Here is a 15,285-nt window from a genome sequence, read left to right on the forward strand (position 1 = left end):
ACATGACGGACACGGTGCACGGGGTGGCCGCCGCGCAGACGCGGCGCGTGAGTGAGAGCTATCGCTGGACGCAACTCGCCATCGGCGTCGGCGCGATGGTGATGATCGCCAACTATCAATACGGCTGGACGTTCTTCGTCCCCGACATTCAGAAAACCTTCGGCTGGGACCGCGCCTCGATCCAATGGGCATTCACCCTCTTCGTATTGTTCGAGACCTGGCTGGTGCCGATCGAGGGCTGGTTCGTGGACAAATACGGTCCGCGTCTGGTGGTGCTGATCGGCGGCATCCTGTGTGCGATCGGCTGGGCGATCAACGCGCAGGCGACGACACTGTCGGGCTACTATCTCGGCATGATCGTGGCGGGCATCGGCGCCGGTGCGGTGTACGGCACTTGCGTCGGCAACGCGCTGAAATGGTTTCCGGACAAGCGGGGATTGGCTGCGGGATTGACGGCGGCGGGCTTTGGGGCCGGCTCGGCGCTCACCGTGGCGCCGATCCAGGCGATGATCCGCGACTCCGGCTTTCAGACCACCTTCATGTATTTCGGTCTCGGCCAGGGCATCGTGATCGTGTTCCTGTCGCTGCTGCTGCTGGCGCCGAAGCCGGGACAGGTGCCCTCGCCCACCCGCAACGCCAACGTGTTCCAGACGCGGCGCGACTACCGGCCGACCGAGGTACTGCGGCAACCGGTGTTCTGGCTGATGTACTTCATGTTCGTGATCGTCGGCGCCGGCGGGCTGATGGTCACTGCCAATCTGAAGCCGATCGCCGCCGACTGGAAGATCGCCGACACGCCCGTCACGCTGATGGCGATGACCATGACGGCGGTGACCTTCGCGGCGACCTTCGATCGCATCCTCAACGGCCTGACGCGGCCGTTCTTCGGCTGGATCTCCGACAAGATCGGCCGCGAGAACACGATGTTCATCGCGTTCGGGCTCGAAGGCATCGGCATCTACGCGCTGTATGCGCTGGGTCAGGATCCGGTGTGGTTCGTGCTGCTGTCGGGTCTGGTGTTCTTCGCCTGGGGCGAGATCTACTCGCTGTTCCCTTCGACCTGCACCGACACCTTCGGGGCGAAGTTCGCCGCCACCAATGCGGGGCTGCTGTACACCGCCAAGGGCACCGCGGCGCTGCTGGTGCCGCTCGCCAACTCGCTGCAGCAATCCAGCGGCAGTTGGGATCTGGTGTTCCTGCTCGCGGCAGCCGCCAACATCCTGGCGTCGCTGCTCGCGCTGCTGGTGCTCAAACCTTGGCGGCGCAGCGTCGTCGCCAAGAGCGAAATGGTCTGATCGGCGCGGCGGCAACGCGCGCGACGCAGACCAATCCGGTGTCACCGCGGCGTGGCCGATCGGCCCCGCCTGTCTTGTCGTCTGTCTGATGGGAAATCGCATGAAAGTCTGTATCTATGGCGCCGGCGCGATCGGCGGTTATCTCGGCGTCCAGCTCGCTCACTCCAGCGCCGCCGACGTCAGCCTGGTGGCGCGCGGCGCGCATCTGCAGGCGATGAAAGAGAACGGGCTCAAGCTGCTGATCGAGGGCGAAGAGCGGGTGATCAAGCCCAACGCCACCGACAAGCCGGCCGAGCTCGGCGTGCAGGACTTCATCATCATCTGCCTGAAGGCGCATTCGATCACCGGCGCGATCGAGTCGATGAAGCCGCTGCTCGGCTCGCACACCCGCATTGTCACCGCGGTGAACGGCGTGCCGTATTGGTACTTCTACAAGCACGGCGGCAATGAGTTCGAAGGCCGCACCCTGGAGAGCATCGATCCGGGCGGCCGGCAGTGGAAAGAACTCGGCCCCGAGCGCGGCATCGGCTGCATCGTCTATCCGGCAACCGAGATCGAAGCGCCCGGCGTGATCCGCCACGTCTATGGCGACAAATTCCCGATCGGCGAGCCGTCGGGCGAAACCACCCCCGACGTCGAGAACCTGTCGAAGGTGTTCGAAGCCGCCAGGCTGAAGGCGCCGATCCTCGACCGTATCCGCGACGAGATCTGGCTGAAGCTGTGGGGCAACGTCTGCTTCAATCCGATCAGCGCGCTGACGCATGCGACGCTGGATGTGATCGCGTCCGATCCGGCGACGCGGGCACTGTCGAAGGCGATGATGCTGGAAGCGCAGCAGATCGCTGAGACCTTCGGCGTCAAGTTCCGCGTCGACGTCGAGCGCCGCATCGAAGGCGCCCGCAAGGTCGGTGCGCACAAGACCTCGATGCTGCAGGACCTCGAACGCGGACGCCCGATGGAGATCGATCCGCTCGTCACCGTGGTGCAGGAGATGGGCCGGATGACCAACATCCCCACCCCCGCGATCGACTCGGTGCTCGGCCTCGTGATCCAGCGCGCCAAGGTGGCGGGGCTGTACTGACGGTTCACCGTCCGACGCCCCGTCATTCCGGGGCGCTCGCGCCCGCGAGCGAACCCGGAATCCCGAGGTTGTTAGCAACGAAGCCTCTCCCCGTCATTGCGAGCGCAGCGAAGCAATCCAGAAGCGCCAAGCACGGAGCTGGATTGCTTCGTCGCTACGCTCCTCGCAATGACGCTGAAACAGCTTGAGTTATAGGAACGACAAAGGAGACCATCGCCGTGACCAAATGGGTTCGTTTTCGCGCCAAGGGCGCGGCCGGGTTCGGCACTATCGCGCATTCCGACATCACCGTGCATGACGGCGACATGTTCGGCGCCAACAAACCGACCGGGCAGACGCTGCAGCTCGGCGATGTCGAGCTGCTCAGCCCATGCGCACCCAGCAAGATCATCGGGCTTTGGAACAATTTTCGCGCGCTCGCTGCGAAGCTCAATCAGTCGATTCCGCCGGAGCCTTTGTACTTCCTCAAAGCCACCACCAGCGTCGCATCGCACGGCGCCGTGGTGAACCGCCCCGCCTCTTACGACGGCAAGGTGGTGTATGAGGGCGAGCTCGGCATCGTCATCGGCAAGCGCGCCAGCAACATTTCCGAAGCCGACGCCGCGTCGCACATCTTCGGCTACACCTGCGTCAACGACATCACCGCGGCCGATATCCTCAATCGCGACCCGAGCTTCCCGCAATGGGCGCGCGCCAAGAGCTTCGACGGCTTCGGTCCGTTCGGCCCGGCGATCGCCACCGGGCTCGATCCGATGGCCCTGTCGATCCGCACCATCCTGAATGGCGCCGAGCGGCAGAACTATCCGGTCGCCGACATGATCTTTGCTCCGCACAAGCTCGTCAGCCTGCTGTCGCACGACATGACGCTGGAGCCCGGCGACCTGATCTGCTGCGGCACCTCGGTCGGCGTCGGCGTGATGAAAGAACCGGTCAACGCCGTCACCATCGCGATCGAAGGCATCGGCGAACTGCACAACGAATTCCGTCAGACGGCGAAAGCCTGACACTCTCTACACGCGCCGTCATTCCGGGGCGCGAACGAAAGTTCGCGAACCCGGAATCTGGAGATTGTTTGAACACTGAGATTCCGGGTTCGCTCGCTGGCGCGAGCGCCCCGGAATGACTCGGTGAGATGACGCTCCCCTCCCCACGCATTGGACATTTCGCTGTCGCTTCGGCAATCTCCCGGCCGCCAGCAACAGCAACAGGCGCGTCAGGCGCCGGCATGTCCAAGGGGGACCCAAATGATCAAGACCCGTTTCACCGAAGCCTTCGGCGTCGAGCATCCGATCGTGCAAGGCGGCATGCAATGGGTCGGCCGGGCCGAGCTGGTCGCCGCCGTCGCCAATGCCGGCGCACTCGGCATGATCACCGCGCTGACGCAGCCGACGCCGGAAGATCTCGCCAAGGAAATCGCGCGCTGCCGCGAGATGACCGACAAGCCGTTCGGCGTCAATCTCACCATCCTGCCGGCGATCAAGCCGCCGCCTTACGCCGAGTATCGCCGCGTCATCATCGAGAGCGGCGTCAAGATCGTCGAGACCGCCGGCAACAAGCCGCAGGAGCACGTCGAGGACTTCAAGAAGCACGGCGTCAAGGTGCTGCACAAATGCACCAGCGTCCGCCACGCGCTGTCGGCAGAGCGGATGGGCGTCGACGGCATCTCGATCGACGGCTTCGAATGCGCCGGCCACCCGGGCGAGGACGACACCCCCGGCCTGGTGCTGATCCCGGCCGCCGCCGACAAGATCAAGATCCCGATGATCGCCTCCGGCGGCTTCGCCGATGCGCGCGGCCTGGTCGCGGCGCTGGCGCTCGGCGCCGACGGCATCAACATGGGCACCCGCTTCATGTGCACCAAGGAGAGCCCGATCCATCAGGCGGTGAAGGAAAAGATCGTCGCCAATGACGAGCGCTCCACCGACCTGATCTTCCGCACCCTGCGCAACACCTCGCGGGTCGCCAAGAATGCGATCAGCCAGCAGGTGATCGAGCTGGAGAAGCAGGGCGCGACCTTCGAGCAGGTCAAGGAGCTGGTCGCCGGGTCGCGCGGCAAGATGGTCTATGTCAACGGCGACACCGACGAAGGCGTATGGTCGGCGGGCATGGTGCAGGGCCTGATCCATGATATTCCAAGCTGCGCCGAGCTGGTGTCGCGGATCGTGCGCGAGGCGGAAGCGATCATCCGCGGCCGGCTCGAAGCCATGACCTCGGGCGGCGCACGGGAGGCCGCGGAGTAAGACGCGCGCGCCGGGCCGGCGCTGCGAGAACAGGACGAGCTTGCGATGAAAGCCTATGTCTACGGCGCCGCCGGCGCCGCCATCACCGAAGTCGACAAGCCGGCGCCGAAAGGCCCGCAAGTCCTGATCCGGGTCCGCGCCTGCGGGCTCAACCGCGCCGACCTCGGCATGACCAAGGGCCACGCTCACGGCGCCGCTGGCGGCGTGGGCGCGGTGCTCGGCATGGAGTTTGCCGGCGAAGTCGTAGCGCTCGGCGACGAGGCCTATGGCTGCAAGGTCGGCGACCGCGTGATGGGCTCCACGGCCGGCGCGTTCGGCGAGTACACCCTCGCCGATCACGGACGGCTGCTGCCGATCCCGGACGGCATGAGCTTCGAAGACGCCGCCACCCTGCCGGTCGCCCTCACCACGATGCACAATGCGGTGGTGGCGATCGGCAAGCTGCGCTCCGGACAGTCGGTGCTGGTGCAAGGCGCCAGCTCCGGCGTCGGGCTGATGGCGATGCAGATCGCCAAGCTGAAAGGCGCCCGCAAGGTGATCGGCTCGTCGACCGACAAGAGCCGCCGCGAAAAGCTGCATCAGTTCGGTGCGGATCTGGCGATCGACTCCTCCGGCGACGGCTGGGTCGATCAGGTGCTCGCCGCCACCGGCGGCGCCGGCGTCGATCTCGTGATCGACCAGGTCTCCGGCAAGGTCGCCAACCAGAACCTCGCCGCGACGCGGGTGCTTGGCCGCATCGTCAATGTCGGCAGGCTCGGCGGCACCCATGCGGACTTCAATTTCGATCTGCACGCCGCGCGCCGGATCGACTATGTCGGCGTCACCTTCCGCAGCCGCAGCGTCGAGGAAGTCCGCGAAATCTTCCGCCAGGTCCGCGGCGACATCTGGCCGGCGGTCGAAGCACGCATCTTGAAGGTGCCGGTCGACAAGGTGTTTGCGTTCGCGGAGATCGGTGCCGCCTTCGCCCACATGGAAGCCAACCGCCACCTCGGCAAGATCGTGGTGACGCTGTAACGGCCGCCAGCGACGACGCCCTAAACTGAGACTAATTCGCAGCTAGTCCAAACCGCCCCGTTACCACCAGGGTAACGGGGCGCGCGCCTTTTCGGCGTCGCACGAGGCTGCTAAATCCCCGCCATGAACGACATCGCCAGCACCAAGTCACGAGTGGCCGCGGTCTCCGTTGTGGCGAGTGCCACCATGGCGGCGGCGAAATTCGCCATCGGCATCGCCATCGGTTCGCTGGCGCTGATTTCCGAAGCTCTGCACAGCTCGATCGATCTGGTCGCCACCATCATCACCTGGTTCGTGGTGCGGATCTCCGATCGCCCCGCCGACGATGCGCATCACTACGGCCACGGCAAGATCGAGAGCCTGTCGGCGCTCGGCGTGATCGCGATGCTGTACGTGTTGGCCGGCGGCATTCTGGTCGAGGCCTATAGCCGGCTGCGCGAAGGCGCACCGCCGCCGACCTTCTCGTATCTGGCCTTCGCCATTCTCGGCGTCGATATCGTCGTCAATCTGTGGCGTGCCTGGGCCCTGCACCGGACCGCGGTCGCCACCAAGAGCCAGGCGCTCGCCGCCGACGCGCTGCATTTTGCTTCCGACGTGCTCGGCTCGTTCGCGGTGATCGCCGGCCTCGCGCTGGCCGCTGCGGGCTTTCACTGGGGCGACGCTGCGGCTGCGATCGGCGTCGCGGTGATGATCTCGCTGCTCGGCCTGCGGCTCGGCCGCTCGACCATCCAGACCCTGCTCGACCGCGCGCCCGAAGGCGTCTCTGACAAAGCACGCGAGGCGATCGGCGCGGTGCCGGGCGTGGTCGGCATCGAACGGCTGCGCGCCCGCATGGTCGGCCCGACGCATTTTATCGACGCCCTCGTCGAAGTGCCCCGCACCTACCCGATCGACCGCATCGACGAGATCAAGCGCAAGGCGCAGGAATCGATGTCGGCGATGTTCGGTGATGCCGACCTCACCTTCACGGCGATTCCGGTGGCGCGCGACAATGAAAGCGTGCGCGAGCGCATCATGGTGATCGCGCGCAATTCCGGTCTCGCGGTCCACCACGTCACTGTGCACGATCTTGGTCACAAGCTGATCGTCAGCATCGATCTCGAGGTCGACGGCGATATGCCGCTGATCGAAGCGCACGACATCGCACACAAGCTCGAGGATCACATCCGCGAGGACTTCGGTGCCGATGTCGAAGTCGACACCCACATCGAGCCGCTGGAGCCGGAGCTGCCGCAGGGCTCCGACGCAGCACCTGCGCGCGTCGAAGAGATTCGGCTGGCGCTGCGCCGCCTCACCCACGACGGCGCGATCCATGACGTACACAGCGTCCGTGTGCGCGACACCGAGGCCGGCGAGATCGTCAACTTCCACTGCTACGCCGATCCGTCGATGAGCGTGATCTCGGTGCACGAGCACGTCGACGAAATCGAGCGCAAGCTGCGCGCCAAGTTCCCCTCGGTGAAGCGCGTGATCAGTCACGCCGAACCGCCGAACGCCGACTGAGACGAACAGCGCAGCAATAAACTTTGCGGCCGTTCTTGTTTCGGACTCGACTCACGAAAAAATGTCGGCGCGATTCACCTTTGGATAAGAATTTTTCCGACGGGCTGAGTCGTTGACTCTCGACAGCCCCCTAAAAGTCGATTCAAATCCTAATCATGATTCGAACGGCGCTCGCTGCTTCGAACGGGTGCTGACGGATACTTGGTGGGGGCCACGTATGGCGCGCGTGCAGGCAGCGGACGCCTGCGCTCAATCCGATTCCATTAAAGGATTGGCGCAGTCGATCGCTAAACCCGCCTATCATCGGCTGCTGAATGCAGAGCCGGTGTTGCGGCGCGCGGTGCCTTTGCTGATCATCGCATTTCTGGTCACCATCTTCTTCGGTGCGGCTGTTCAGATCATCGAGCAGAGCAAGCAGAAGCGCGGTGCGATGAACCGCGATCTCAGCGCACTCGCCGATCTGATCGCCGAACGGCTCGAGCATATCGGCGTGGTCCGTCTCGACCGCCCCGCCTCGATCGAACGGCTGCAGAATCTGCTGCCCGGACTGATCCCGACCTGGGGCATCGCTGCGGGTCGGCACGTCATCGTCACCAGCGCCGATCAGCGGATTCTCGCGCGCGTGCCGATCGGCGTCGAACCCAGCCTCGACAACCGTTTCCTCGAAGTGCTCGGCGCAGCGTCGCTGACCAAATCCGGTCAGTCGAATGGCGTCACCGAAATCACCCTGCCCGGCGGCGCTTCTGCGCTGGCCACAATGCACGTGGTGAAGTCGCTGCCCGGCCAGGTCGTCATCATCCAGGAAGACACCGGCTCGGTGCTGCGATCGGACACCGCACTGCAGGTGACGCTATCGGCGACCACCGGTTTCGTGGTGCTGATCCTCGGCTTCGCCTTCCATTGGCAATCGACCCGCGCCCGCGAGGGCGACCTGATCAACGACGCCGTGCGCAGCCGGATCGACACCGCGCTCAACCGCGGCCGCTGCGGCCTATGGGATTGGGACCTCAGCCGCGGCCGGATCTTCTGGTCGCAGTCGATGTTCACGATCCTCGGCCTCGAGAGCCGCAACGACCTCCTCACCTTCGGTGAGGTCAATGCACTGGTGAAGGGCGAGGACATCGACCTGTTCGCGATCGCCGACGAACTGATGGCCGGCCGGGTCGATCACATCGACCACAGCTTCCAGATGCGTCACGCCCATGGCCATTGGATCTGGCTGCGGATGCGCTGCGAGCTCACCCAGGAGTCCGGCTCGACCGAGAAGCACCTGATCGGTATCGCGGTCGACATCACCGAGCAGAAGAGCCTCGCCGAGCGCTCGGTCGAAGCCGATCTGCGCCTGCGCGACGCGATCGAGACCATCCCGGAAGCCTTCGTGCTGTGGGACGCCGAGAACCGTCTGGTGCTGTGCAATTCGCACTTCCAGCGGCTGCATAAGCTGCCCGACTCGGCGGTGACGCCCGGCACCTCCTACGAGACCATTCTCGAAGTCGGCCGCATGCCGCAGCTCCGCACCAGGCTATGCGACAACGGCGCGGTGATGCCCGGCGCCCGCACCTTCGAGGCGCAGCTCGACGACGGCAGCTGGCTGCACATCAGCGAGCGCCGCACCAAGGACGGCGGCTACGTCGCGGTCGGCACCGACATCACCAGGATCAAGGCGCACGAACAGAAGCTGGTCGACAACGATCTGCGGCTGCGCGCTACCGTCGCCGATCTCAAGATCACGCAGTCGAAACTGGAGAAGCAGGCGCTCGAACTCGCCGACCTCGCCCGCAAATACGCCGACGAAAAACGGCGGGCCGAGGAAGCCAATCAGACCAAGTCGAAATTCCTGGCCAATATGAGCCACGAGCTGCGCACGCCGCTCAACGCCATCATCGGCTTCTCGGAGATCATGGGCAGCGGCATGTTCGGCACGCTGGGCTCGGAGAAGTATCAGGAATACTGCCACGACATCATGACCAGCGGTCACTATCTGCTGGAGGTGATCAACGACATCCTCGACATGTCGAAGATCGAAGCCGGCCGGATGCGGCTGGAGATGGAGCCGCTCGATCTCGCCAAGACCATCGGCGAGTCGCTGAAAGTCGTGGCCGGCCGCGCCGAGCACAAGCATCTCGACCTGCGCTCCGAGCTCAACGACCAGATTCCAATCGTCGCCGACCGCCGCGCCATCAAGCAGATCCTGATCAACCTATTGTCGAACGCGGTGAAGTTCACCCCGGATGCCGGCCGGGTGACGGTACGCGGACGCATCGCCGGCGGCTCGATCGTGCTGATGATCGCCGACACTGGCATCGGCATTCCGCCGCAATCGCTGCGCCGCCTCGGCCAGCCGTTCGAACAGGTCGAGAGCCAGCTCACCAAGAGCTATCACGGCTCTGGCCTTGGCCTTGCGATCGCCAAGTCGCTGGTCAATCTGCACGGCGGCTCGATGCGGCTGCGCTCGACGCTCGGCGCCGGCACCATCGTGATGGTGAGCCTACCCCGCACCTGCCAGCAGCGCCCCCTCGCCGCCTGATCTCTTCCTTCTCTTCTCGCTCGGTCTCTTTCACGCCTCGTCTCTGCCGTTGCGCAGCGGTGGCGAGTCTCTCTCTGCACCTGCGAAGGAGATTCCGGGTTCGCGCTCCGCGCGCCCCGGAATGACTCGTGGTGAGTTCGGACGCTCTACACAACGTCATTCCGGCGCGAGCGCAGCTCGCGAACCCGGAATCCCAAGATGCTCTGATACCCGGCCTCCACGCAATCGACCGGCGACCACATCGCGAGAGGCGTGCTGTCCGGTTGCCCCCTCTTCCGCATCAGCCAATGCCTTCCACCGACGTGCAAAAACAAGCCCCGGTTCTGATGGCTCAGAACCGGGGCTTGCTTGAGCAATGAGAGCTTCGCTTACCAGTTGACGCGGGCGCCCGCCGAGACCTGGTGGCTGGTGGCGTTGCTGCGATACTCGCCGGTGTAGGCGGCGAACATCCGGAACGTCTCGGTGCGCCAGCCCGACAGCTTGGCGCTCACCAGCGCGGCGTTGCGGCCCGGCTGCGCGGCATCGACCAGGAACGCTTGATCGAGCAGCGCGGCTTCGCTGACCAGCGTGCTGTCACGCAGGTCGTAGCCCCAGCCGACCTTCAGCTCCGGCGCCAGCGTGGTGCCGTCGGTGGTGCGCAGCCGCGCGCTCACCGCCGCGCCGACCGTGGAGGTCAGCTTGTCGTAGGTCCGCGCCGCATAGACGAGGCCGATCGGCAGTTGGCTTTCGCTGTACGCGTCGCGGCGGAAGCCCTGCCAGGTCATGCCGACGAACGGCTTCAGCGTCACGTCGTGGCCCATCGCAAACCGATAGCCCGCCTCGAACGTGGTGCCGACGCCGACGCCATTAGCGCTGCCCTGGAGACTGGTCGGCGACAACAGGATCTGGCGGCTGGTCGCCATCTGACTCGGACCGGCCGCGATGCGGAAGTCGAGCACGGCGGCGCCCGGCGTCCAGCTTGCATAGGCGGCGCCCGCATAGGTATCGACGGTGCCCTGCATGTCGGTGCTGGTCGCCGTAGTGCGCGCGTAGCCGAACGCGCCGCCGGCGTTGAAGCTGTTAGAGAACCGCCGATCGACACCGACCGCGAAGCCGGCGCTGACTGCCTTCGAGCCAGACAGATCGCCGCTATCGCCGACCCGGCTGTTGCGGCCGAAGCCCTGGCCCCACACCGACCAGCCGTCCTGCACCCGCTCTGCCGGCGAGATGCTGGCGAACGCATTCATTGCCGCATTGGTGCCGGCGCTCATCGTGTTGCTGCCCGCATAGGACATCGCGAAGGATTGCGCGGTGCCGTTCTGGCCGATCTCGCTGCCCGACGTCAGCATGTCCTGGCGATCGCCGATCGCGCCGAGGAAGCCGGTGAACGCCTGCAACGGCGCGCTGGCCATCGCCGGCTGGCCGGAACCGGGGAGCTGATTCAGCGCCTTGTCGAACTCGGCCTGGGTGTTGAGCTTGTACAGCGCGTCGTACAGCGCCTTCTCGTTGGCACTCGGCATCACGCCCGAGGCCGCACGCTTGTTGTCGAGGATGCGGGCGATCGACTGCTGTGTCGGCCCCAGCCTGTCGGCTTCGGCGAGCTGGCTGAAGCTCGACGGCGTTACCGCCAAGGCGATCGAGGTCGGGTTGTAGATCAGGTCGAAGCGGCCGTTGGCCGGCAGCCCCGAGGTCGGCTGCTCCAGCTTGGAGAAGCTGCCCGCGGTGCTGGCGCCATCGGTCGCCTGCACAAACGCGAACTTGGCGCCGATTGCCGGCGTATAGTTGCTGACGGTGCCGACGCTGCCGCGCAGCACCGGCGTCAGCGTGCCGGCCGCATAGAACACGTTGCCGGCGCCAGTGACGTAGATCTTGTCGTAAGTGCCGGGGCCGCCCGGCACGATCAGCGAGCCGTCGATATCGATCCGCGTCGTGGCGGTCGAGGTCAGCGTCACGTTGCCATTGAAGGTCAGCGTGCCGACCGAGTTGCCGTTCAGTACGGTGCCGGCCGGCACCACGTTGTTGTTCACCAGGTCGCCGATATTGGCCATCTTGCCCGGCGACAGCGTGCCCGCGATCACGGTGTCGCCGGCGATCGTGCCGAAGCCGGCCAGGGTTGCGGGCTGCGCCACTTCGAGGCGATGGCCCGCCGACATCGTCAGCGTGCCGTCGACCGCGAGCGTGCCGAGCTGCGCAAACACATTGCCGCCGGCGTTGGTGCGGCCGGAAATGCTCAGGATGCCGGTGCCGACCTTGGAGAAATCACCATCGGTGGTGAGCAGCCGGCTCCAATAGGTAGTCTGGTCGGCGGCAACCGACTCCACAGCGTTGGCCGCCAGAGTGGTCGGGCCGTCGGTCGCCCGATCGAGCCGGATCAGACCATAGCCGAACACGGCATCGACGCCCGGCGCGCCGAGATCCTCAGTGGTCGAGAACAACAGGCGCGACAGGTCCTGCGCGTTGTAGCTCGGATTGGCCTGGATCAGCACCGCGATCGCGCCCGACACTGTCGGCGCCGCCATCGAGGTGCCTTGCGCGAAGCCGTAGGTGTTCACCGGCACGGTCGAATACACCAGTGCGCCCGTTGCATCATCGCCGCCGGGCGCGGCAACGCACCAGCTCGCGGTCACGCCGCAGAGATTCGAATAGGACGCGGCCGCCTTGGTGATGCCCACCGACATGACCGAAATGATCTGTCCCTGCTGATGTTGAAGGGCAGATCCGTCGAGCTGCTGTCCCTGATCGTCATAGACGCCAAGCCCGGCATGCGCCGGATTGAAGAACGGCATCAACGCGATGCCGTTGGCATTGCGGGCGGCGATAGGATTCTCGGCGCGGTCGTTGCCGGCGGCGGCGACAATGATCTTGCCCGCTTTGAGGACATTGAACGCGGCATTCGCCTCGTCGTCGATGTTTCCGACGGTCCAAAGCTTCAGATTGGTCAGACCGTCGGAGTTCGGACCGTAGCTGGCGTTATACACCATCGTCCCGCTCAGGCCGGCGAAGTAGTTCAGCGCCAGCGCGGAGGAGTCGACGTTCCCGTATGTGGTGTAGCCTTTCTCGGTGATCGCGCGCAGCGGAATGATGCTGGCATCGTAAGCTACGCCGTGCGCATCGACATTGTCGAACTTCTCAGCCGCGATAATGCCGGCGACGTGCGACCCATGGATGTCGGTCTTCTGCGCGCTCTCCGGAGAGAGATCGTTCGGATCGAACGCCTTGCCGATCTCGACGACGTAGTTCTTGCCGAGGTTGGTGCGCAGCTTGTTGACGAGGCCGGCATTGGTCGTGTCGAAGCCGGTATCAGCCACTGTCACGGTGACGCCGGCGCCGGTGAAACCGCGGTTATAGGCGCCCTGGGCGCCGATCATATCCAAGTTCCAGGTTTGTTCGGTCGTGGTCGGCAGCGGGTTCGGCAGATTCGGCGAGTTGTTCACCGCCATCGCAACGTTCTGATACGACGACGCAGTCAATCCCGAGACCGACGCGCTACGGGTCGCGAGCACTTGCGCAGCGTTCGGCGCGAGCACCATGCGCTGGCCGGAGGTCAGCACGCCGAGATCTGCAGCCGTGGTGACGTCGCGCACCGCCGTCGGCGCCAGCGTGGAGACATGGCGCACCACCGCGTCGCGTAGTCCGGGATCGCGATACGTGCTGTCGTAGGCCTGCGCGATCAGCGCGCGCTCGCCCTGCCGCATCGCGTCGGAGAATTTCGCCTTCAGTTCGGGCGACAACGCAGCCTTGGCAACCGATTTCGAAGGCGACTCCGCCGCATACAACGCGGCTGACATCGGAGCGCTGACAAGAAACGTCGTACACAACAGCAGCGACGAGAGATGACGAAAACGCCCCACGGTGCTCACGGACTTTCCCTTCCTGTCCGAGCAGGCGCCTCAGCCGCGCATGCTCAGTGTCTGTCTCGATCGGCGAACTGACGAACACTTCGCCTCGGTGTTCGCGTAGTTCTAAATCGGTGCTAATGCGTCGCGACAGAGCGGAGCGGCCGGATTCAGGTTGAAGGCGGCGCTTTCCTTTGACTTTGCGTCTCAGAACAGGATGGGCGGGAGTGTCGGCGACCTCTTCGCCTTGGCGCGGGCACACGCGGAGCGCGCAATCTATCGCGACCGCGTCCTGTCGGCTGGCGGCGCGGAGACGCATCGTCTTTCCTGGAAAAACCCGCTAAGCTGAAGGCACTTGGCCGCCGGCGGCGCAACTGCCGATGGCCTGTCGAGCCGGCTTGAAGATCAATCGACCCGATGGCGTCCCTTCCCCGACTCTATTACGTGACCTCCGGCCTCGACGAGGCGAACGCATTCGCGACCTGGCGTGCGGTGATCTCGCCGCTGTTCGAGCCGCGTCCGTGCGGGCCGAGCCGCAAGACGCCGACCGGATCGGCCTACGGCATCATCATCGGCGATCTGGTGGTCGCCAAGGTGGCGTTCAACGCTCAGGATTTTGTCCGCGACGCCCACCGCATCTCCGTGACGCCGGATCATCTGCTGCTGCACCTCTACGTGTCGGGCGGCTTCAACGGCGAGGTGACGCGGCAGCAGACCGTGATCGGCCCCGGCAAGGTGGCGCTGATCGATCTCGCCTGCCCGATCTCGACCCGGGCATTCGCATCGAACACGATGTGCCTGATCGTGCCGCGCAAGCTGCTCGCGGGGCTGCCGCTGCACGCGCTCAAGCCGAAGCTCGATCCGCTGCGCAACGATCTGCTCGCCGCCTATATCCGCTCGCTGCAGGAGCGCAGCGCGCAGCTGACCGAGGCCGACGTGGCAACGACAGTGGCGGAGACCGCCGACTTCCTGCGCCGCCTGCTGGCGCCGTCCGCCGAAGCGGATCTCGCTCCGCAGCGCGGCGCCGACGAGACCATTCTGGCGCTGACCGAGGCGCTGATCCGCGACAACCTCGCGCAGCCGGAGCTGTCGCCTGACTGGCTGGCGCAGCAGCTCGACGTGTCGCGCGCCTCGCTGTACCGGCTGTTCGCCGAGCGCGGCGGGGTGATGCGTTATGTCCAGGAACGCCGGCTGCTCGCGGTGCAGGCCGCGCTGGCCGATCCGGTGGAGACGCGGCGGCTGTCGCGCCTCGCCTCCGATCTCGGGTTCAAGAGCGAGGCGCATTTCAGCCGCTCGTTCCGCGCCCGGTTCGGCATCACCGCCAGCGCCTATCGCAAGGCGCAGCTCGATGCCTCAGCCGCAATCCAGCTCACCAGCCCGGCGGTGGTGCAGCAATGGTGGACCGCGGTGGCGCGCGATCCATTCCGGCAGGCCGTCTGAGCGCGAGCATTCCGAGCAACGCTGTAGCCTAAAATCCGGCTTGTCCGCGTTCGGAGCGGCCGTGTAAGAGCGAACCGACGATTGATGCGAGGAGCCCGGCGTGGATTTCAGCACCGCCTTCCACCAGACCTCGGTTTGGATGTTTCGACTGGCGTTCGTCGGCGCCGCGGTCGGCATCGGCTACATCGTCATGACCAAGCAGGACGAGGCACCGGAAACGGCGCCCGCCTCTATCGCGGCTCCGATCGACGATGGCGTGACCGGCTGCAAGCCGATCGGCCAGACCGCGAGCGGCAAGCTGGTGTATTCGATGGATTGCGAACAACTGCCCTCCGCCGACGCCGCGAAGTAATCGCGCCGGCCGTCACAA

General features: G+C 65.4%; 10 protein-coding genes. 9 read left to right on the plus strand and 1 reads right to left on the minus strand.

Features of this window, described 5'->3' with window-relative positions; all coding sequences use genetic code 11:
* Window positions 1-2 precede the first annotated feature (2 nt).
* The 7 genes from oxlT to DY467_RS06355 all read left to right on the plus strand — a co-directional run bounded on the left by oxlT (window position 3) and on the right by DY467_RS06355 (window position 9,660).
* Window positions 3-1,295, plus strand: a complete 1,293-nt coding sequence (oxlT, locus tag DY467_RS06325) for an oxalate/formate MFS antiporter (protein ID WP_107355133.1) — start codon at window positions 3-5, stop codon at window positions 1,293-1,295.
* Window positions 1,296-1,395: 100 nt separating this feature from the next.
* The gene (locus tag DY467_RS06330; RefSeq protein ID WP_164634651.1) at window positions 1,396-2,376 is read left to right on the plus strand and encodes a 2-dehydropantoate 2-reductase; all 981 of its coding nucleotides are present in this window, start codon (window positions 1,396-1,398) and stop codon (window positions 2,374-2,376) included.
* 218 nt (window positions 2,377-2,594) lie between these two features.
* Entirely contained in the window at window positions 2,595-3,380 is a 786-nt protein-coding gene (locus DY467_RS06335) for a fumarylacetoacetate hydrolase family protein (protein ID WP_164634653.1), read from the plus strand.
* A gap of 240 nt (window positions 3,381-3,620) precedes the next feature.
* Complete coding sequence (locus DY467_RS06340) at window positions 3,621-4,616, plus strand: NAD(P)H-dependent flavin oxidoreductase (RefSeq protein ID WP_164634655.1); 996 nt, start codon at window positions 3,621-3,623, stop codon at window positions 4,614-4,616.
* Between the two features lie 45 nt (window positions 4,617-4,661).
* On the plus strand, window positions 4,662-5,630 hold the full coding sequence (locus DY467_RS06345; RefSeq protein WP_164634657.1) for a zinc-binding dehydrogenase: 969 nt from the start codon (window positions 4,662-4,664) through the stop codon (window positions 5,628-5,630).
* Window positions 5,631-5,753: 123 nt separating this feature from the next.
* A complete protein-coding gene (locus DY467_RS06350; protein WP_107343903.1) occupies window positions 5,754-7,133 on the plus strand; it encodes a cation-efflux pump in 1,380 nt (459 codons plus the stop codon).
* A 217-nt stretch (window positions 7,134-7,350) separates the two neighbouring features.
* A complete protein-coding gene (locus DY467_RS06355; protein ID WP_164634659.1) occupies window positions 7,351-9,660 on the plus strand; it encodes a PAS domain-containing sensor histidine kinase in 2,310 nt (769 codons plus the stop codon).
* A gap of 368 nt (window positions 9,661-10,028) precedes the next feature.
* On the opposite strand, the gene DY467_RS06360 is transcribed toward DY467_RS06355, so the two are convergent.
* Complete coding sequence (locus tag DY467_RS06360; protein ID WP_246701471.1) at window positions 10,029-13,427, minus strand: autotransporter domain-containing protein; 3,399 nt, start codon at window positions 13,425-13,427, stop codon at window positions 10,029-10,031.
* A 465-nt stretch (window positions 13,428-13,892) separates the two neighbouring features.
* On the opposite strand from DY467_RS06360, the gene DY467_RS06365 reads away from it, so the two are divergent.
* Entirely contained in the window at window positions 13,893-14,915 is a 1,023-nt protein-coding gene (locus DY467_RS06365) for a helix-turn-helix domain-containing protein (RefSeq protein WP_164572182.1), read from the plus strand.
* Between the two features lie 100 nt (window positions 14,916-15,015).
* Window positions 15,016-15,267: a hypothetical protein gene (locus DY467_RS06370; RefSeq protein ID WP_164634663.1), complete on the plus strand. Its 252-nt coding sequence runs from the start codon at window positions 15,016-15,018 to the stop codon at window positions 15,265-15,267.
* Window positions 15,268-15,285 lie beyond the last annotated feature (18 nt).

The sequence above is a fragment of the Rhodopseudomonas sp. BR0G17 genome (assembly GCF_010907025.1).
In the GTDB taxonomy this organism is placed as follows: domain Bacteria; phylum Pseudomonadota; class Alphaproteobacteria; order Rhizobiales; family Xanthobacteraceae; genus Rhodopseudomonas; species Rhodopseudomonas palustris_H.

Coding starts and splice junctions, on each gene's coding strand:
- DY467_RS06345 (WP_164634657.1), top strand. CDS start 4,662: ATGAAAGCCTATGTCTACGGCGCCGCCGGCGCCGCCATCACCGAAGTC.
- DY467_RS06350 (WP_107343903.1), top strand. CDS start 5,754: ATGAACGACATCGCCAGCACCAAGTCACGAGTGGCCGCGGTCTCCGTT.
- DY467_RS06330 (WP_164634651.1), top strand. CDS start 1,396: ATGAAAGTCTGTATCTATGGCGCCGGCGCGATCGGCGGTTATCTCGGC.
- DY467_RS06355 (WP_164634659.1), top strand. CDS start 7,351: ATGGCGCGCGTGCAGGCAGCGGACGCCTGCGCTCAATCCGATTCCATT.
- DY467_RS06360 (WP_246701471.1), bottom strand. CDS start 13,427: ATGTCAGCCGCGTTGTATGCGGCGGAGTCGCCTTCGAAATCGGTTGCC.
- oxlT (WP_107355133.1), top strand. CDS start 3: ATGACGGACACGGTGCACGGGGTGGCCGCCGCGCAGACGCGGCGCGTG.
- DY467_RS06365 (WP_164572182.1), top strand. CDS start 13,893: ATGGCGTCCCTTCCCCGACTCTATTACGTGACCTCCGGCCTCGACGAG.
- DY467_RS06340 (WP_164634655.1), top strand. CDS start 3,621: ATGATCAAGACCCGTTTCACCGAAGCCTTCGGCGTCGAGCATCCGATC.